The sequence below is a fragment of the Paenibacillus sp. FSL F4-0097 genome, assembly GCF_038593125.1.
GTDB classification, from domain to species: Bacteria; Bacillota; Bacilli; order Paenibacillales; family Paenibacillaceae; genus Paenibacillus_AQ; species Paenibacillus_AQ odorifer.
This window is the reverse complement of record NZ_CP151965.1, coordinates 5,780,878-5,800,569: the sequence shown is the minus strand read 5'-3', so window position 1 is coordinate 5,800,569 and position 19,692 is coordinate 5,780,878. Positions and strand designations below refer to the sequence as shown.

Here is a 19,692-nt window from a genome sequence, read left to right as displayed (position 1 = left end):
CAGAGGTTTCTGCTCATTAGACTACTAATTAGTTATGATGAACGAAAGGCAGCCCCTGTTTCGCACACCGTAGGTTAAAATGGAAGTTAAAAGGACAACCATTACAGAGCTACATGCGAAAGGAGCTGTTACTATGAAGAATACCATAAAATACGTCGGTTTGGATGTGTCTAAAGAAAAAATTGCGGTGGCGATTGCAGATGAGGGTCGGGAACCCGCACGATATTATGGAGCCATCCCCCATACCCCAGATGCAGTGGCTCGAATGATTCGGAAACTCAAAGGTTCAGGGATTACACTGGAGGTCTGCTATGAAGCCGGGCCTACGGGGTACGACTTATACCGCTGGTTGACGAAGATGGGAATTTCCTGTGTGGTAATTGCACCTTCGCGTATGCCACAGCGTCCCGGAGATGCCATAAAAACCGACCGACGGGATGCAGAAAAACTGGCTCAGTTACACCGGGCTGGAGAATTGACTGCGATCTATGTGCCAACGCCAGAACTCGAAGCTTTACGAGATCTCATTCGTGCACGAGAAGATGCTAGGCAAGACCTACATCGGGCTCGGCAACGGCTCATTCATTTTCTATTGCGCCACCAAATTCACAAGCCAGAGGGTATGAAAAAACGCTGGACCAAAAGGTACCGGGAATGGCTCTCTATGCTGAAGTTTAATAATGTAGCTCAAGAACGGGTATTTACCGAATCCCTGCAACAGCTCCGGGAAGTGGAGGAGCGAATCAAGCGACTTGAAGCCGCAATGCGAGAAGAAGCACAGATCTGCCCTTACGCACCTGTCATTCAAGCGTTGCAAGGCCTGAGGGGAATCGCCCTGCTGACAGCTATGACTTTAGTTGTCGAGATTGGAAATTTCGAACGTTTTCGTTCACCGGCTCAGCTCATGAGTTACCTGGGACTCGTGCCACGGGAATATTCCTCGGGAGCAAGTACCAAAAGAGGGAGTCTTACAAAAGTCGGAAATTCCGGAGTGCGGCGCGCACTGGTGGAGTCCGCATGGAGTTACCGTCACCGCCCTGCCGTCAAGGGAGATTTAGCAGTGCGTCTTGAGGGCCAGAGTATTCATGTCCATGAAACGTCGTGGAAAGCCCAAGAACGGTTACACAGCAAGTATTTAAAATTAGTCAGACGCGGGAAACACCGAAATTTAACCATGGCAGCAGTGGGTCGTGAGTTAATTGGATTTATCTGGTCGATTGCGGTAGAGGCAGAACGAAAAATGGCGTAGGTGAAACGAAAAAAAATAAAAACATACCCAAAAGATTTGAATCCTTGGGGCATGGAGACAAAGAGAAAGGTTCGAGGAGAATCCGTGAATTCCCTGTGCACAGGATCCCTGATCTAACGTGCGAAATTAGTTTACGGAAGCTCCTTCGACGTAGGCATAATATGTGGTAACCAACCCACGGATAGCAGATTGCCAGCCGACGACTCGCATTTTGTCTCTGTGCCCAAGGGATTGAAAACCCTCTAGTTTAAAGGGGAAAACAGGGGAATTGACTAATTCGTTCATAGCAGGGAATATCTCCCTAAAAATGAACTGATTCGTCAGCGAAAATAGATATTCTCCCGATTATTAGGGAGGAATTCCCTGATTCTGTTCATTTATAGCAATTATCGGCTATAATCAGGGAGGTTTTCCCTCATTATTCTCAAAAAAAGAAGCCGTCCCATAAGTAGCATTCACTACTTTTGAGACAGCTTCTTTTTATTGTGCGATGATTCCTTTACTCCGAGAGAATGAATTTAAGGATGACCATTCCGAAAAAGACAACCGTCATAAACGTGGTCATTCCGAAAAATCCGGTCATTAAATCCCCAAGATCATTGCGGGGTTCTTCGTTGATATGTTCTCGTGGGTCCCGTACTTGCGCGTTAACATCCATAGTTTCTGCCTCCTTACAGGGACAAGCCCTGTATTGTTAGATGCAAATTGACATTAGTTTTATGAAATAAGTCATTGACAATTAATGCGCTTTATTTAAGTATACCGAAATGCTGGGGAGGTTGTAAAGAAAAGAGTACGTAAAAAAAATACATTGAAGGCAATATAATTGCGAGTGATATTTCACATATCCCATAAAGATATGTTATACTTGTAATGTGTCGGTAAGTGGTAATTTGGTTATCATATTACATGAAACAATTTATTAACTCATATTTCGGAGCAGCTTCCATGAACTAAGCTTTGGCTTAAGATGTGCGTAATGCTTCGCAAAACTTAAAGGAGGAACAATATCATGGCTATCGTGAACGTGTCTGACCAATCCTTCAGTAACGAAGTGGAAGGTCAAGGTACTGTAGTAGTAGACTTCTGGGCTCCTTGGTGTGGTCCTTGTAAAATGCTCGCTCCAATCTTGGATGAATTGTCCACAGAGCTGGGAGACGACGTGAAAATTGCAAAATTGAATGTGGATGAGAATCCGGAAACGGCTTCCCGTTTTGGTGTTATGAGTATCCCAACTCTGATCTTCTTCAAAGACGGTCAACCGGTAGATAAAGTTGTGGGACTGAACTCCAAAGAATCCCTGAAAAATATCGTAGCAAAACATCAATAATTGATAGATGCTACTGTTCGGGCCTCGGCCCTGCCACTCAGCGCCTTCGGTTCATTCCGGAGGCGTTTTGTGTGCTGAATGCCAACTAATCATGGGTCCAATTTAGCTGGAGGGGATCATTTTGGACAATATCCGCAATAAACTGGCACTACTACCCGATCTGCCTGGCTGCTATCTGATGAAGAATCAGGAAGGCACTATTATTTATGTGGGCAAAGCGAAGGTACTCAAGAATCGGGTGCGGTCTTATTTTACAGGCAGTCATAATGGTAAAACGCAGCGGCTTGTCGCTAATATTGCTGATTTCGAATACATCGTTACGTCCAGTAACATGGAAGCGCTCATTCTAGAGTGTAATCTGATTAAGAAACATATGCCGCGTTATAATGTGCTTTTGAAAGACGACAAGACGTTTCCTTATATAAAAATAACGAATGAAACTCACCCGCGCCTTGAGGTTACACGCCGGGTGATTAAAGATAAAGCAAAATATTTTGGCCCTTATCCTAATGCTTATGCTGCTCAGCAGACAAAAAAGCTCCTAGATCGTATGTACCCGCTTCGTAAATGCGGTGTGATGCCAAAGGAGGTCTGTCTTTACTATCACATGGGCCAGTGTCTGGCACCGTGTGAGAAGGAGGTTCAGAAATCCGAGTATGAGCAGATTACGCAGGATATCGCTGCTTTTCTAGGCGGAGGTCATGAGGCGGTTAAAAAGGATTTACAGCAAAAAATGCAGGAAGCTGCTGAGGAGTTATATTTTGAGCGGGCGAAGGAACTGCGGGATCAGATTATCCATATCGATGCATTGATGGAGAAGCAGAAGATCAACACTACAGATACTAAGGACCGGGATGTATTTGGTTATGCTGTAGACAAGGGATGGATGTGTGTACAGATTCTGTACATGAGACAAGGGAAGATGATCCAGCGCCATTCCTCCGTGTTCCCGTTCTATGGTGAAGCCTACAGTGACTTTATGTCTTATGTGACGCAGTATTACAGTGATAATCCCGCTTTGCCGCAGGAGATTCTGCTGCCGGATGTGCTCGATGAGGAGTCTCTGGCTAATAAAGAGGCTAAACCTGAGATCACGATAGCTGCTCCAGCAGAAGCGGATTTACAACAGGGTGAAGATACTCCTGAATCGGCTGAAGAGGCTGAGGCACGTTCGACGGCGGCGGAGGAAGCTGCTGCAGCTGGGATCGTGGATGCCGCCGGCGGCGCCTCCATTCTGCAGGAGTGGCTGGGCATTAAGGTGCTTGTGCCACAACGCGGCCTTAAGAAGCAGATGGTTGGCATGGCCTGTCAAAATGCAAGAGTGGCTATCGACGAGAAATTCCGGCTGATTGAACGGGATGAAGAGCGTACCTCTGGAGCAGCGATCAGCTTAGGTGAGAGCTTGGGTCTTGAACGCTTGAGCCGCATTGAGGCGTTCGATAACTCGAACATTCAGGGGACTAACCCGGTCTCAGCGATGGTTGTCTTCATTGATGGCAAGCCTGCACGAAAAGAGTATCGTAAATATAAGGTTCGTACGGTAGTGGGTGCGGATGATTATGGAACGATGCGCGAGGTCATTCGGCGGCGATATGAACGGGTATTGAAGGAGAATCTTCCGATACCGGATCTTATCGTGGTCGATGGCGGGAAAGGGCAAATCTCCTCTGCTATTGATATTCTGGAGAATGAGCTGGGATTATTCATTCCGGTCTGCGGCCTTGTTAAGGATGATAAGCATAAGACGGCTCAGCTTTTGGTTGGAGATCCGCCAGAACCTGTCGCGCTAGCCCGGGACAGTCAGGAATTTTACCTTTTGCAACGGATTCAGGATGAGGTCCATAGGTTCGCGATCACCTTCCACCGTGAACAGCGCGGGAAGTCCATGGTTACCTCCAAGCTGGACTCTATACCTGGTATAGGTGAGAAGCGCCGTAAAGCGTTGCTTAAGCATTTCGGATCGCTTAAGAAAATTAAAGAAGCCTCCGTGGATGATTTCCGTACACTTTCTATTGGAGAAAAGCTGGCAAGACAAATTCTTGATGCGCTCAAGGACGAAGAGCCAACCTCATAGCAATGATGACAAAAGAAAAAGGGTATCACAGCAGCGACTAAAGCTGCTATGATGCCCTTTTTTTAATTTGGTTATAGGATGTACACTATTTTATTTTCTTAAATCAAAGAAGAAGGCTCCACCGGCTTAGGTTTCTGTGGTGGATTAAATCGATAGACGATGTAAGCGACTATGAACGGCATAATAATCGCGAAGATACCCGCGCCTACATTTACGCTCTCCTTCATAAAGATCAGCGTAGCGCCCATCAGGATGCTGTCAAACACGACGTGGCTGAACATGACAGCAATAAATCCGTAACGAAGGAAAATATAACTGAACAGCAGCCCGATTACGGTCAGCTCAATGGGACGGGAGCTGATGGGATAGATCGGATATAACGTATGGCCAAACGCCCAAACCAGCGTGGTGATCAAGCAAGCGACAAAAGTGTTCCGGAACACCTTTTTCAGCATAGGAATTCCGAAAAAGCGATAAATGGCTTCCTCAGATAAACCAGCGAGCCATGCGACGATAGGCAGAAGCCAAGCATATCTCATGTTATAAGGAGATTGGGTGGCGTCTGTAGTAGACCAATTGTGCAAGGTAAACGATAATATGATGAACATAACCGTCTGCACCCCTAGCAGAACGAAAGCCCAGATGTAACCAGCCCGGATACTGTCCAACACATATTGTCCATAGCCGGGCTCTTTGGCGCGGGGCCAAGGGTTCATGCCTTCCTCTTTTCGCCATAAGCCATTGCCGCCCACTAAAGAGAAGTAGAGCAAGGAGGACATCAGCAGGCTGTACAAAGCATAAATGATAAACATAATGACAGAGGTAATCTGTGCTTCTAGCCCTTCGCCCGTAGATTCAGGCAGCATATTATAGGTGCTGATCATCATGATTACAAAATAGGCTGAGCTTAGGAATACTCCACGTTTAAAGGAAGTATGCTCTCTTCTAAGAATACTGTAGACGAGTGCCAGAATTCCTAAAATCAGTGTGGGTATACCGTAACCGAATAATGTTAGCTTTTCCGCTAAAGAGGTCTGTCCTTGTACGTAGGAGGTATGCCAAGCTGGTGCAGTGAATCCGGCATTAAAGCTGGAGACCTGCTCTCCACTGAAATCAAAATAATAGTGCAATAAGGATTCGCCGACCTGAACAGTACTATCCGTATACACTAGCCCATGGCTTCCTGTATTCGATTCAATTTGTAGCTTGGCAGGATTTACTTCCCATTCCTGAAGCCAAGGACGAGCAAGATTCTCCTTCTGCGCTAGAGTGAGGTCAGCTCCCTTGTCCTCTTTTGCACCAACGGAAGCAATGCCAGCCCCCTCTTCGGAGGCAACTTTTGCAGCCTTTGAGAAAGCGACAATCTCGCCGGTATACATATTGAGGTCAACAATGATTTGCGGCTCTTGATCCGCTGACGGAGTAAGCGTTGCACGAAAGACATCAAAAGGATATTTTTGATCCAATTTTTTCTTGGTATAGTCCTCCACAAGCTTCTCGCGAGACATATAACCATAAAAGGAAGAGTCCGTCTCGTAAAGTACATTCCATTGATCGTTTGGTGCTTCGGTGTAATTGAGCTTTTGTTCTGCGAATAATACGGCTTGGTCACGGGCTTCTGCCTTGCTAATGACGGTGGTATCTTCCCCTGTAGAGCTGCTTAGCAGCGAAGGGGAAATCTGAAACATAATAAATAGAATAAGACCGATAATGCCCGAGATGATGAGCCTCTTGGAGAGGGCACGTTGCTGTAGGGGCTGGCCGACGGGATTCATGTAACGCCTCCTTGTTATGTACTGACAATATTATGTTCCATTATAGTATTAGTGCCTGGCTGGTTACAAAAAACATTATATGTTCTTTTTATGGGTAATAGAGATAGTATAGAATAGTCATGTGAATTTATACCATGAATTTTATCGTGTTCATTTGTGTACGAATGGTGAGAATCGGTGTAATTGCAGGGAAAACACGGAAAAGTGATGAGAAAAGGTACTCCATTTGATGCAGTCTCTTTAAACCGCATTTTTTCATGTGAATGAGCATTAATTGTGTCTTTGTGAATTCACTAAATAACGTATATAATTTGTATGCAATTGTATAGTAGCCGAATTTCTGGTGAAAACGGGGGAACCATAAGAAGTGATGAAAAGTGGAGTGTACAAGATAAATGGCACTTTCATCAGGGGTGAATTTCGTTCTAGGAACGAATAGGGCAGCCTGCACAGTCCGAATCCGACAGCTAACCTCGTAGGCTAATTTACTGCAGGAACCAAGTCAGCATTGGTTTTCCAGTGCTTTTTTTGTTGGAATTTTTGATAAGAAGGTGAGCAAAGTGGCTTCACAGTTTCGCAGGATTTCTGAATTTAAGTTTCTGAAGCTCTCGCCGCCGCAGATACTGGTGCTTGGTTTTGCATCGATTATTCTGATAGGGGCCTTGCTGCTTATGCTGCCCATCTCAAGCACAAGCGGGAATTCCGTAGAATTTATTGATGCATTATTTACTTCAACTTCGGCAACCTGTGTAACAGGGCTTGTTGTGCTGGATACCGGAACTTCGTTCACGATTTTTGGGAAAACCGTAATTATGATCCTGATCCAGATCGGCGGCTTAGGTTTTATGACCATGGCCACTCTATTTTCACTGGTGTTAAAGCGTAAAATATCTTTGCGGGACAGGCTAATCCTACAGGAAGCCATGAATCAAGGCTCTATGGAAGGAATTGTGCGGCTGATCCGAAGAGTCCTTATATATTCTCTTGTCATAGAAGGCTGTGCCGCTTTGCTGCTGTCTATTCGCTGGGCTTTTGATATGCCACTTGGAAAAGCGATTTATTTTGGCGTATTTCATGCGGTGTCTATGTTTAATAATGCGGGGTTCGATATTTTTGGGGATTTTCGCAGTTTAACTGATTATGTATATGATCCGCTTGTGAATATTATTGTGATGTTTCTGATTGTCTCCGGCGGGATTGGTTTTATTGTAATGTCAGATCTGGTGGAGTTTCGGGTAACCCGCAGGCTGTCTCTACATAGTAAAGTTGTCCTGTCCACCAGCACAGGGCTGATTCTGATCGGAGCTTTGGTTATTTTTATATTCGAGTTTACTAACACTCGTACCCTGGGTTCACTGAATTTTGGCGGTAAAATATTATCAGCCTTCTTTCAATCCGTGTCTCCCCGTACGGCTGGCGCGAACACAGTTGATATTGCTGGACTTCGGCAGGCTACACAATTTTTTATAGTGATTCTTATGTTTATTGGTGCTTCTCCAGGCTCAACGGGCGGCGGGATCAAGACAACAACCTTTACGATGATGATTGGTGCTGTTATTGCTATGCTGCGTGGACGGGAAGATGTTGTGTTGTTCCGTTATCGGCTGGCTCAAGAGCGCATCTACAAGGCATTAACGATCACACTGCTGGCTTTGTTGTTAATCGCCTCTGTGTCGATGATACTCTCCACAACTGAAGACAGTAATTTCTTGGCAATCTTGTTTGAGACGACCTCCGCCTTTGCTACGGTAGGACTGACTATGGGGCTAACTCCGGAACTGTCAGCGATCGGTAAGATTCTACTCTGTCTGACGATGTTTGCAGGTCGGCTAGGTCCACTAACCTTAGCGTATGCACTCGGTCCCAAACAGGGTAAACCATTGTATAAGTATCCGGAAGGTAAAATAATTATTGGATAGGAGTTAATTAGAAATGAAAGCACAGCAATTTGTAGTAATCGGCTTAGGTCGCTTCGGTTCAAGCCTGGCGCTTGAGCTGATGGAAATGGGCTACGAGGTGCTCGGCATTGACCACCATGAAGAACGCGTGGAGGAAATGAGCGATCAGCTGACGCATACGGTAGTAGCAGATGCTACAGATGAGGGAATTATGCGCTCGCTTGGTGTACGGAACTTTGATTGTGGGATTGTTGCGATTGGTGACAATATGGAGAGAAGCATTCTGGCGGCCATTTTGTTAAAGGAGATTGGAGTCAAGCAAGTGGTGGCTAAGGCAATCTCCATCCTTCATGGCCGCGCATTGTCGCGGCTGGGGGTTGATCGGGTTATTTTTCCGGAGCGGGATATGGGGATTCGTGTGGCACACCAGCTGGTGACGCCCAATTTGCTGGATTATATTGAACTGTCCAAGGATTATAAAATTGTCGAGCTGACCGTGCCATCCTGCATGAACGGCAGAAGCTTGTCCGATTTAAATACAAGAGCTAAATATGGCTGCAGCATTGTTGCCCTAAATAGGGAAAGCGGAATAATCGTCGCTCCAACTGCCCATGATTATTTAAGTGAAGGCGATGTTATGGTACTCATTGGTCCTAATGAAAGTATTGACCGTTTTGAGAGTGAAGTTGTGAACCAAGAATCATAGTAAAAGAAGCTGACTCAAAAGTAGTGAATTCTACTTGGGGGCAGCTTCTTTTTTATGGAGTAAAGAGTAGGAAAAGTAATGGATTTTACTATGCCATATGACTATAGATCACGCGTAGTGATCTGTGCTATTGGGGTGTGTGGTGGGCGAGTTACTAGGTGTGATATTCGTACGGCTGTAGTAGATGATTTGTGGTATCTGTGACGGTGGACTATGGGCGATATGCGTTCTTTGTTTGTACGATGTACAGATTGGGTGTGAACTAATTAGGGAAAACTTCCCCGAAAATAGCCGCTATTCGCTCTAAATGAACGAAATTAGGAAATTCCTCCCTAATAATTAGAAGGATTCCTTTATTAGTTACTGAATCGGCCAAAAATTAGGGAAGTTTTCCCTAATTATAAGTCTTATGAACAAAAATCTCTGAATTTTAGGGAGAAATCCCCTAATTTTTCGATAAGTGCTTCACTTATTGCCTCATTTGGAGATCAATAGGTGCGCCCCTTGATTCATTTGGTCCGGCTTTACTGCTCACGTTCTGTCAGAAACATCTCTTCGGTTACTTGCACCAGACTGCGAGCAGCCGTGCTCATGCTTCCATCGTCACGGTAAATCAGGCAGGTGGTCCGTTGAGTCTGCTCCAGCTCCTTGATATGTAGGGACACCAGTCCGCCGCCGTTCAGCAGCTCTGGACGCAGATAAGACTTTGGCAGCAACGCAGCCGCTTTGACAGTCGGAAGCAGCCGCACGATGGCTTCGAAGGAGTCAATCTCCATACGCACATCGGGATCAATCCCGCAGCGCTGGAATAGATCGTCCGTCAGGCGCCGGTACCAGGTACCCTTTGAGAAGAGAATCATAGGCAGCCGGGATAGATTATCCATGGTTAGCTTGGAGGATAAATTTAAAGGATGCTGCTCTGAGACGACCAGTCGCAATTGATCCTCAAACAGAGAAATGCAGCGTAACCCGGGTTCTTGAATAGAGGAAGCGATCAGACCTACATCTGATTTCCCCTCACTAACTGAGGATACGATCTCATGCGTTCGGCCTGTAATCAGCTTCAGCTCTGCGGCCGGATATTTGTCCATATAAGCGTTTACCAGCGGCGGAAGCGTGGTCTGCAGTGAGGTAAGACTAGCCCCCAAGGTGACAAGCCTTGGCTCCCCCTCTTTGAATTTAGAAAGGGCTTCCAGAAACTTGGAACGCTGCTGCCGTTGTTCAAGCGCATAGGAATAAGTGAGACGCCCAACCTCGGTTAACTCCAGTCGTTTGCCATAACGATTAAACAGTGCGACCCCCAGACGTTCCTCGAGTTTAGAAATTTTGCGAGACAAGGCGGGCTGGGATAGATTGAGCTGGCGTGAGGCCCGGTTTAAGCTGGAATGTTCCACAACTGCTGCAAAAACATCTAAATCGTCAAACATAATTGAGTTCCTCTCCTAATGCGATGTACGATCAGTAGTGATGAAATTCATAGCCGTAAGAGTAACTGTTCTTATTACATAAGGAAAATCAGGTTATGTCGGAAAATGTTGTTTCGCTAAATGAGAATTATTATCATATAAAATCTATTCTTATGCGTTTATTGTATAACGTTTAATAATTAGATTGCAATTCCCTTATAAGCGAAAAAAGAGTAACATGAAAAGTGACACAAGATATTCACATTTTGTGAAAAATAAAACTTAGTCCGGTAAACTCTAGGATAACGGTAAATTAAGGAATTATGTCATTGGATTGTCAACGTTATCCTGTGTCAAATGTAGTTCCGGCGGTGAATACCCATTAATGAAAACGCTGTTTTAATCGGAAAGGGGTTACTTTGTATGAAAGGATTTTATTCCAGAAAGATTCATTCCTTGCTAGGCGTTATCCCACTTGGAGCCTTCTTCATTGAGCACATGATGACGAATTTTGCGGCTGTAGAGGGTGGCGCTTCCGGTTTCACTGACAGCGTGTTATGGCTGAACAGCTTACCGCTCGTCTTCTTCCTGGAATTGTTCGGTATATGGCTTCCTCTGCTGTACCATGGGGTATACGGACTTTATATTGCGTATCAATCCAAGCCGAACTTGAACCGTTTCAACATTGAAAGAAACTGGCGTTATACCCTGCAACGGATTACAGGTATTGTTACCTTTATCTTTATCGTCTGGCACTTGTTCCAAACACGGGTTCAGGTGGCAGTGGGTAATGTGGAGCACGAAGAATTAGGCGGTCTCATGCACGATATCGTGACTCAGCCACTTCTGCTGACACTGTATATTATCGGTATCGTTGCTGCATGCTTCCACTTCTCGAACGGTCTCTGGTCTTTCTTAATCAGCTGGGGAATTACCGTCGGTCCTCGTGCACAGCGGGTATCTTCTTACCTCTGTCTTGGCATATTTGTCTTAGTAACGTTCATGTTTCTGATTTCGCTGGTTACTTTCCGTGACAGTGAATTTCAAACTGCAGCAACTATTGCCCAGTCCATAAAGACCTTCATTTAATTTAAGAATCCTTTCTGATATTTTCGATAAAAGGAGTGAACTATCATGGCAACATCCGATATCATTATCGTGGGCGGCGGTCTGGCCGGCTTGATGGCTACCATCAAGGCAGCGGAAGCTGGTGCGCATGTCCATTTATTCTCATTAGTTCCTGTAAAAAGATCACACTCCGTATGCGCGCAAGGCGGCATCAATGGCGCGGTAAATACAAAAGGTGAGGGCGACTCCCCTTGGGAGCATTTTGACGACACTGTCTATGGCGGTGACTTTTTGGCGAATCAGCCGCCGGTTAAGGCGATGTGTGAAGCTGCGCCAGGTATCATTCACCTTATGGACCGGATGGGCGTTATGTTCAACCGCACACCGGAAGGTCTGCTCGATTTCCGTCGTTTCGGCGGAACGAAGCGGCACCGTACAGCTTTTGCCGGCGCGACAACAGGCCAACAGCTGCTGTACGCGTTGGATGAGCAGGTGCGCCGCTGGGAATCTGAAGGTCTCGTAACTAAACGCGAGAACTGGGAGTTCCTTTCGGCTATCATCGACGACGAAGGTGTATGCCGCGGCATCAGTGCCCAGAATCTTAAGACGATGGAGATTGAGACTTTTCCTGCGGATGCTGTTATTTTGGCAAGTGGCGGGCCGGGTATTATTTTTGGCAAAACAACGAACTCCGTTATTAATACAGGGACAGCTGCAAGTGCGGTGTACCAACAGGGCGTACATTATGCCAACGGAGAATTTATCCAGATTCACCCAACCGCTATTCCGGGAGATGACAAGCTCCGCCTGATGTCGGAATCGGCACGTGGCGAGGGCGGCCGTATCTGGACTTATAAAGACGGGAAACCGTGGTATTTCCTCGAAGAAAAATATCCGTCCTACGGTAACTTGGTGCCGCGCGATATTGCTACACGTGAAATTTTTAATGTGTGTGTGGATCAAGGGCTGGGCATTAATGGCGAGAACATGGTGTATTTGGACCTCTCTCACAAGGATCCGAAAGAGCTGGACGTGAAGCTTGGCGGGATTATTGAAATTTACGAAAAATTCATGGGGGATGATCCCCGTAAAATACCAATGAAGATCTTCCCGGCTGTACACTATTCTATGGGCGGCATGTGGGTTGATTACAATCAAATGACGAACGTTCCTGGTCTTTTTGCAGCCGGAGAATGTGAATATCAATATCATGGAGCGAACCGTCTAGGCGCCAACTCACTGGTATCTGCTATTTACGGCGGTATGGTCGCAGGACCAAAGGCTGTTGAATACATTAAAGGCCTGAAGAAATCATCGCAGGATATCTCTTCTTCCGTATTCGATAGCTTCCACAAAAAGCAAACGGACAAATATGAATCTCTGTTAGCGATGTCAGGTACAGAGAATGCTTATGTGATTCACAAGGAACTGGGCGAATGGATGACCGCCAATATGACCGTGGTGCGGCACAATCCGAAGCTGGAAGCGACCATTGGCAAAATCAAAGAGCTTAAGGAGCGTTATCGCAAGATCAATATGAATGATGCATCGCGCTGGAATAATCAAGGTGTGGCCTTCACTCGCCAGCTCTGGAATATGCTGGAGCTGTCCGAAGCGATGACACTTGGAGCGCTTATGCGCAATGAGAGCCGTGGTGCACATTACAAACCGGAATTCCCGAATCGTAATGATGAGGAGTTCTTGAAGACCACAAAAGCAGCCTGGACTGCAGAGGGTCCACAAATCTCCTACGATGAAGTGGATGTCTCGCTGATTCCTCCACGGGTACGCGATTATTCGAAGGATTAATGCTTTCCAGTAACAGAATAGCTTGCGAGGCAAGCTTCATGAAATAAAATCAGGCAATTTGAGGAGGGAACCATTATGGCGGAAACAGCTGCAGCTCCCAAAAACGTAAAGTTTATCATCACCCGCCAGGACGATCCACAAAGTTCATCGTATGTCGAGGAATTTGAACTTCCTTATCGTCCAGGTATGAATGTGATCAGTGCTTTGATGGAAATTCAGCGTAACCCTGTGAATGCCAAAGGTGACAGCACAGTTCCCGTATGCTGGGATTCCAACTGTTTAGAAGAAGTGTGCGGAGCTTGCTCCATGGTGATTAATGGCAAACCCCGCCAAGCCTGCGCTGCACTTATAGACAATCTGGAGCAGCCTGTACGCATTGAGCCTATGAAGACATTTCCGGTGGTGCGTGACTTAGTCATTGACCGTACCCGGATGTTCAATGCGCTAAAAAGGGTGAAAGCATGGATTCCGATTGACGGTACGTACGATCTTGGACCGGGACCGCGGATGCCGGAGAAAAAACGGCAGTGGGCCTATGAATTATCCAAATGTATGACCTGTGGCGTATGTTTGGAGGCTTGTCCGAATGTCAACGAAAAGACGGATTTCATCGGACCGGCAGCCATTTCTCAAGTACGTCTGTTCAATGCTCACCCTACAGGTGAAATGAACGCTGACGAAAGATTGGACGCTCTTATGGAGGATGGCGGGATCGATGGCTGTGGTAACTCACAGAACTGTGTACGCGCTTGTCCAAAGGGGATTCCTCTTACGACATCTATTGCAGAAATAAACAAGCAAACAACGAAGCATATGTTCAAACGTTGGTTAGGTGTGTAATTAATAGTACCGCCAAATGTTTATCTATTGAGCTATCCTCAAAGTGGATTCCATTCGCTGGGGGTAGCTTTTTTTATGTTGTTAAGACTCTCTTATCTGCTTGAGGCGGGAAAGTCTTGCAGGGCTGGAGCAAGTTCAGAATATTGACCAATTTATGCTATAATATCCATTGTTAACGTAATGTTAGCTGTGGAACAAGGAGGAATAATCGTGATTTGTCGGGAGCAAGATGGAGCAATTGTAATGGTTAAGCAGCATGATCACGGGAAACTTGCCGGAGAGCTGGCCATTGGGTTCAAAGAGCAGCATGTGCCAACTGAAGGACGCCGGGAAGAGGTACTGTGGGCAGTAGCCCAGCATGATAGGGGTTGGATTGATCTCGATGAGACCCCTTTCTGGAATGATGCGGAGCAAGCACCCTACACCTTTATTGATTTTCCTGTAGTGCCTAAGTTGACCTTTTATAAGCGTGGATTAGATGAGATCGAGGAACACACACCGTACGGAGCGTTGCTGTGCAGCTTGCATTTTGAGCGGCTTATTAAGATTTCGGGACTCGATTATCCAGAACTAACGTTATATCAAGAACATGAAGAGGAACGCAGAGCACGTATCCATCGGGAGCTTGAAGCTTCTAAGCCTATCGGAGAAGATGAGCTGTATTATGATGCCCGTCTTTTAGAATTCTGCGATGATCTGTCCTTGTATTTGGCCTTAAATGAGCCGGGGTGTCCGAAATCAGAGGAGCATCCATGGTGGCGTGAAGGGTTCTCAGGCACTGAAGATTTCAGTTTTACGTCAGGTCGTGTTATCACAGCGGAGTGGCAGGATAAGTCAACGTTAATGCTTGAACCGTTTCCTTTTGTAAAAAACCTGGAAGTAGCATTTATGCTGAGACGAGTTCAAAAATCAGAAATCGCAAAAAAAGGGATTGCACGCGCTTACAGCGAAACTCCGGAAGAAGAATGCCGGATTGTTCTAACTGCCCGAAATAATATATAAGTTATTATTTGGACCGTCTGTTTTTCGGGGAAAAGGTAAAGAAAGGAGAATCTCCCTATGAAGATACAATCGTCTGGGGCTTCTCCCAATAAGAATGGCGATAAGATCCACAAGGACCCCTCTAAGGGGCGTTCTGGTAGCGAGTCTACAATTACCCGCCGGCAGTTCCTGACTCGGAGTGCGGCTGCTGTAATCGGCGCAGGATTGCTTACAAGCGGATATGCATGGCAGGGGGAGCCGAACTGGATTGAGGTCACTAAGCTGGACTTGCGTTTTAAGGAGCTTCCTTCCGCTTTTTCAGGGATGAAGCTTGTTCATTTCAGTGATACGCATCTCGGATTTAATAAGGATGCCAGGGATCTGGCCCGACTCGCTAAACATATAAGCAAAGCTGAACCGGATCTTATTTGCTTCACGGGTGACATTGTGGACAGCGATCCTGAGGATCTTGTTGAAGCCGTACCGGTGCTGGCAGCGTTAAGTGCGCCATTGGGTAAATTTGCGATATTAGGCAATCATGATTACAAGAATACCCAGCTGGTTACCGAGCTGCTGGAGTCTGCGGGCTTCCGGGTGCTGAGGAATAAATCCTACCTTCTAAAAAGAGGCGGGGCAGTCATGGCGGTTACGGGTCTGGATGATCTGTTACACGGTAAACCCGACCCAGCGAAAGCCATTACTGGTGTTCCTGAAGGAACCTTTAACGTCCTTTTGATGCATGAGCCGGATTATGCGGATACCGCACAGGCCTATTCATTTGATCTACAGCTTTCCGGGCACAGTCATGGCGGACAAATTCGCCTGCCCTTTATAGGTGCGCCATTTACACCTTATGGATCTCTTAAATACATAAATGGATTGTATTATACAGAAGACAAAGCCATGCCTGTGTATGTGAATAGAGGGTTTGGAGAGACATACATGCCTTTTCGGTTATTGTGTAGGCCAGAATTAACGGTTCTGACGCTGCATCGGTCCATGAGCTGATTAGGCTGGAATTTTAGCTGCACGGAAGGGGAGAGAAGATGAGCACCTATGGAGCAGTGTTGTTAGAGACACAACATGGTTTAGCAGTTGATCTGAGGCTGATCATGCCTGAGGATGTTTTAGCTTTGCGGCAGCTGCTCTCCCATCCAGATGTGCAGCGCCATATTCTAGTACGCTCCGGCCCTGGATCAGCATCTGCCCAGGTGGAGAAGCTGGTAAACCGGATGTTATTTGCCTTCGATCCTTGTGCGCTGCATGCCGGGATCTATTTAAAGGGGCAGCAGCGGTTGATCGGTATAGTGGCTTTGCAGAATTGGAACCGCCGTGAGGGCACAGCTACCTTAGGATATATGCTGGACCCGGCATGGTGGGGATGCGGGCTGGCGACGGAGGCCGTGGGTTTGTTTTTGAACTATAGTGTTCATACCCTTGGGATAACAAGGATCGAAGGACGCTGCACAGGAGATAATATTAGATCGGAACGTGTGATGCTCAAGAACGGTATGAAGCTGGAGCGGGTGATGCCCAAAGTCGGCTCCTTGGACGATGTAATGAAAGTATTCACATTGTTACACAAATGAAATAATGCCGTTATCAAACTCTAACAGTGTGCGGTTAAACTAAGTACATGACCCCCTTTTAAAAATATACTGCTTTGGGACCCGATGATTCGGGTCCATTTTTTTTGATTGAAAAGAGTAGCGTAAGTGATTGGCAGTACCGAATCCGATCGTTTATGATTAACATACTATGGAGGAATGACCAAGGAGGCGTAACATTTTGAATGAAGTGGTACAAACATTAAAAAATCATCGTTCTTTCCGGCAATATTCAGACCAGCCTGTGGAGCCAGAGAAGCTACAAATTATGATTGAATCGGTTCAAGCCGCACCTTCATGGGTTCATGGACAGCAGGTATCGATAATCGCCATCAAAGATCCTGCGCGTAAGCAGCAGCTTTCAGTTTTGTGCGGAAATCAGAAGCATGTAGCGGCAGCACCGGTTTTTTTGGTATTTTGCATGGATTTTTATAGAGCTAAAGTAGCTAGTGAGCTGGAAGGCAAGTCTTTTGAAGCCGTGAAAGATGTGGATGCACTTTTGGTTGGAGCTACAGATGTGGGAATCTCATTGTCTAACGCGATTGCAGCGGCGGAATCCATGGGACTGGGCATCATTCCTATTGGGGGTGTGCGCCGCAACACAGCGGGTGTGATTGAACTGCTGAAGCTGCCGGAGTACGTATTCCCTGTCGTCGGCCTTTGTGTGGGATACCCAGCGGAGGAGGTTTCTCAGAAGCCGCGGCTGCCACTGGAAGCTATATTTCATGAGGAGCAATACAATCCGGACGTACAAGGCCTCCTGGAGGCGTATAATCAAACCCACCGTGAATTCTTGCAGCAGCAGGGGATGACGGAGAGAGATTGGACCAGTACGATTGCTCATTTTTATGATATCAACCCGGAATATGGAGATGCGAAACGTACGCTGAAACAACAAGGTTTTAGCTGTGATAATCTGTAAATAAACAAAAAGATGGACCAAGCTGAGATTGGTTTAACGGAGGGTGAACCCTGCCTCTAAACCAATAACGCTTGGTGCATTATTTAATTTCTCGCTTAAACGCTTACCGTCCTTATAGGGACGGTGAAGGCGTTTAAGCTTGTTTACAGAGAAACTTTGACTTTTTGGCGCTGCTTGTAATAAACCCAGTGTGTAAAGCCTATTTCTTTAAGCTGTGCAGCTACCGCATCCCGATCCTCGGCGACCCGGGACGGCTTATGTGCATCCGAACCAAAACTAACCTCTACGCCAAAATGTAGTGCCCGCTCCAGAATATCTTCAGAGGGATACCAGCCGCCGACCAGCTTAGTCCCGCCTGAGGTATTGATTTCGATGGCCACGTCACATTCACTGATTACACGCAGACAATCGTCAATCGGCTGAGGTGCAGGGATTTCGGAAAAAGCAGGATAATTCCCCTTCATCGCATCAATATGTCCGAGTATTTGGAACATACCACTGCGTGCGGAATCAGCAATTAACCGGTAATATTCAGACTTCACGCGGATCTTCTCATTTTTGCTAAGGTTTTTCCAGCGCCCTTTGTTAAAAATGCTGACTCCACCAACACTATGTACCGATCCAATCACATAATCAAAAGGGTAGGCGGATAATGTCTTACGGTATATCTCAGCATGTTCGGGGAAGTAATCTGATTCGATGCCTAACAGTACGTCGATAACGCCTTCGTACTCTTTTTTGAGGGAGAGAACATCATCTACATAATTAGCAAATTCGGATTTAGCCATTGCGATTTTGGGAAAAGCCTGATCGGATGGATCTCCGAAATAGGGAGTATGATCGGAAATACCTATAACGCCCAATCCAGCGGCAATCCCAGCTTCGATATAATCTCTAATCGTTCCGTCAGCATGGCCACAGCGGAAATGATGGGTGTGTAAATCAAATTTCATCAAGAACATCTCCTTTAAACAAGGTTATGCAATCAGCTCAGAAGTAATCGGTTCCACTTTGTGGGTGGGATTTATTCAGACCCGATAAATTGGGTTTCTGGCATGCCTTTAAGATCGCTTAGGAACTGCCTCATAGCAGAGTTTACGTATTTTCCTGATTTTGTGATCACGCCAACAGGATGGGTGACTTCCAGCTCAATAATTGGCACAATTTTGAGGGTGCCGGCTCGAACCTCAGCGGTTACTGACTGCTTGGAAATAATGGCGGCGCCCAAATCGAGCTCGACCATCCGTTTCACTTCCTCGCTGCTGGTCAGCTCCATAATGACCTGAGGTTGAATGCCATGTTTGTTCAGAACCTCATCCGCAAATTTACGGCCCACTGTATCTGGTGAGAGCAGAATTAGCGGGGTCTTGCTTAAGGCTTCTATCCCAGCGGTCTTCACTTGAGCGAGAGGGTGTCTGGGAGAGACCACCAGTTCGAAGGTATCATAATACAAAATGGAAGTAGACATGCCCGGGCTACGTCCAATTAAATAACCGATGCCGACATCAACAATGCCGTTTTCGACATGCTGATAAATTTGTGATGAGGACATAGAGGAAATTGATGTTTTGATATGGGGGAACTGGTCTTTAAAATAAGATAGAATACGCGGTAAAATTTGAATGGCGATTGAGGTAGTTGTGCCTAGAACTATATGACCTTGGGGATTTTCATCAAGATCTGCAAGCCGTTCCTTAAGTTCCTCGACAATCCTCACAATTTGTTCCGCATGCTCCAGAAAGACAGTCCCTCTATCCGTTAATGTAACAGGCTGGTTTCGGTCAACCAGCTGAGTCTTGAACTCTTCTTCAAGGCTCTTAATCTGTGCTGAAACCGCTGGTTGGGTCAGATTAAGCAGTTCTCCGGCCTTGCGAAAGCTCATCGTTTTGGAAATTGTTATTAGTGTCTCCAGCTGGCTGATGTTCATGGAATACCTCCTTTGGACCATCGAATTGGATCTGTAATTGCGTTAATATCTTACGTTCCACGTTGGCATTTGTTTAAATTATAGGAGATAATACCCGGCA

At 46.2% G+C, this 19,692-nt stretch carries 17 protein-coding genes and 1 riboswitch; of the genes, 12 read left to right on the top strand and 5 right to left on the bottom strand.

Annotated elements, in window-relative coordinates:
• The first annotated feature begins 133 nt into the window (after positions 1-133).
• Positions 134-1,249: an IS110 family transposase gene (locus tag MHH86_RS26060; RefSeq protein ID WP_036683961.1), complete on the top strand. Its 1,116-nt coding sequence runs from the start codon at positions 134-136 to the stop codon at positions 1,247-1,249.
• Positions 1,250-1,748: 499 nt separating this feature from the next.
• On the opposite strand, the gene MHH86_RS26055 is transcribed toward MHH86_RS26060, so the two are convergent.
• Positions 1,749-1,907: a YqzM family protein gene (locus MHH86_RS26055; RefSeq protein WP_094902239.1), complete on the bottom strand. Its 159-nt coding sequence runs from the start codon at positions 1,905-1,907 to the stop codon at positions 1,749-1,751.
• A gap of 354 nt (positions 1,908-2,261) precedes the next feature.
• On the opposite strand from MHH86_RS26055, the gene trxA reads away from it, so the two are divergent.
• Together trxA and uvrC are read left to right on the top strand one after the other, a co-directional pair.
• A complete protein-coding gene (gene trxA, locus MHH86_RS26050; protein WP_036679814.1) occupies positions 2,262-2,579 on the top strand; it encodes a thioredoxin in 318 nt (105 codons plus the stop codon).
• Positions 2,580-2,700: 121 nt separating this feature from the next.
• Positions 2,701-4,653, top strand: coding sequence for an excinuclease ABC subunit UvrC (gene uvrC, locus MHH86_RS26045; protein ID WP_305953519.1), 1,953 nt, complete (start codon positions 2,701-2,703; stop codon positions 4,651-4,653).
• A gap of 98 nt (positions 4,654-4,751) precedes the next feature.
• Here the strand turns inward: uvrC and MHH86_RS26040 are convergent, their stop codons facing one another.
• Positions 4,752-6,428: a CPBP family intramembrane glutamic endopeptidase gene (locus MHH86_RS26040; protein ID WP_342479538.1), complete on the bottom strand. Its 1,677-nt coding sequence runs from the start codon at positions 6,426-6,428 to the stop codon at positions 4,752-4,754.
• A 320-nt stretch (positions 6,429-6,748) separates the two neighbouring features.
• Positions 6,749-6,924, top strand: a riboswitch (cyclic di-AMP (ydaO/yuaA leader).
• 64 nt (positions 6,925-6,988) lie between these two features.
• Here MHH86_RS26040 and MHH86_RS26035 point away from each other — a divergent pair.
• Complete coding sequence (locus tag MHH86_RS26035; protein ID WP_235219432.1) at positions 6,989-8,347, top strand: TrkH family potassium uptake protein; 1,359 nt, start codon at positions 6,989-6,991, stop codon at positions 8,345-8,347.
• A 13-nt stretch (positions 8,348-8,360) separates the two neighbouring features.
• Positions 8,361-9,032: a TrkA family potassium uptake protein gene (locus MHH86_RS26030; RefSeq protein ID WP_036679808.1), complete on the top strand. Its 672-nt coding sequence runs from the start codon at positions 8,361-8,363 to the stop codon at positions 9,030-9,032.
• Positions 9,033-9,556: 524 nt separating this feature from the next.
• Here the strand turns inward: MHH86_RS26030 and MHH86_RS26025 are convergent.
• On the bottom strand, positions 9,557-10,459 hold the full coding sequence (locus MHH86_RS26025) for a LysR family transcriptional regulator (RefSeq protein WP_342479537.1): 903 nt from the start codon (positions 10,457-10,459) through the stop codon (positions 9,557-9,559).
• A gap of 402 nt (positions 10,460-10,861) precedes the next feature.
• Between MHH86_RS26025 and MHH86_RS26020 the strand changes: the two genes are divergently transcribed.
• The 7 genes from MHH86_RS26020 to MHH86_RS25990 all read left to right on the top strand — a co-directional run bounded on the left by MHH86_RS26020 (position 10,862) and on the right by MHH86_RS25990 (position 17,665).
• Positions 10,862-11,527 carry a succinate dehydrogenase cytochrome b558 subunit gene (locus MHH86_RS26020; RefSeq protein ID WP_036679804.1) on the top strand — a complete coding sequence of 222 codons (666 nt, stop codon included), beginning with the start codon at positions 10,862-10,864 and terminating at the stop codon, positions 11,525-11,527.
• Positions 11,528-11,572: 45 nt separating this feature from the next.
• A complete protein-coding gene (gene sdhA / locus MHH86_RS26015) occupies positions 11,573-13,315 on the top strand; it encodes a succinate dehydrogenase flavoprotein subunit (protein ID WP_036679802.1) in 1,743 nt (580 codons plus the stop codon).
• Positions 13,316-13,390: 75 nt separating this feature from the next.
• Positions 13,391-14,155: a succinate dehydrogenase iron-sulfur subunit gene (sdhB, locus tag MHH86_RS26010; RefSeq protein ID WP_036679800.1), complete on the top strand. Its 765-nt coding sequence runs from the start codon at positions 13,391-13,393 to the stop codon at positions 14,153-14,155.
• 210 nt (positions 14,156-14,365) lie between these two features.
• Entirely contained in the window at positions 14,366-15,157 is a 792-nt protein-coding gene (locus tag MHH86_RS26005; protein WP_051491089.1) for a DUF3891 family protein, read from the top strand.
• Positions 15,158-15,214: 57 nt separating this feature from the next.
• Positions 15,215-16,144, top strand: a complete 930-nt coding sequence (locus MHH86_RS26000; protein ID WP_081382462.1) for a metallophosphoesterase — start codon at positions 15,215-15,217, stop codon at positions 16,142-16,144.
• A gap of 38 nt (positions 16,145-16,182) precedes the next feature.
• The gene (locus MHH86_RS25995; RefSeq protein ID WP_051491088.1) at positions 16,183-16,725 is read left to right on the top strand and encodes a GNAT family N-acetyltransferase; all 543 of its coding nucleotides are present in this window, start codon (positions 16,183-16,185) and stop codon (positions 16,723-16,725) included.
• A gap of 208 nt (positions 16,726-16,933) precedes the next feature.
• Positions 16,934-17,665 carry an NADPH-dependent oxidoreductase gene (locus tag MHH86_RS25990; RefSeq protein WP_235219433.1) on the top strand — a complete coding sequence of 244 codons (732 nt, stop codon included), beginning with the start codon at positions 16,934-16,936 and terminating at the stop codon, positions 17,663-17,665.
• A 143-nt stretch (positions 17,666-17,808) separates the two neighbouring features.
• On the opposite strand, the gene MHH86_RS25985 is transcribed toward MHH86_RS25990, so the two are convergent.
• Together MHH86_RS25985 and MHH86_RS25980 are read right to left on the bottom strand one after the other, a co-directional pair.
• On the bottom strand, positions 17,809-18,618 hold the full coding sequence (locus tag MHH86_RS25985) for a histidinol-phosphatase (protein WP_036679796.1): 810 nt from the start codon (positions 18,616-18,618) through the stop codon (positions 17,809-17,811).
• A gap of 71 nt (positions 18,619-18,689) precedes the next feature.
• The gene (locus MHH86_RS25980) at positions 18,690-19,592 is read right to left on the bottom strand and encodes a LysR family transcriptional regulator (RefSeq protein WP_038573173.1); all 903 of its coding nucleotides are present in this window, start codon (positions 19,590-19,592) and stop codon (positions 18,690-18,692) included.
• Positions 19,593-19,692 lie beyond the last annotated feature (100 nt).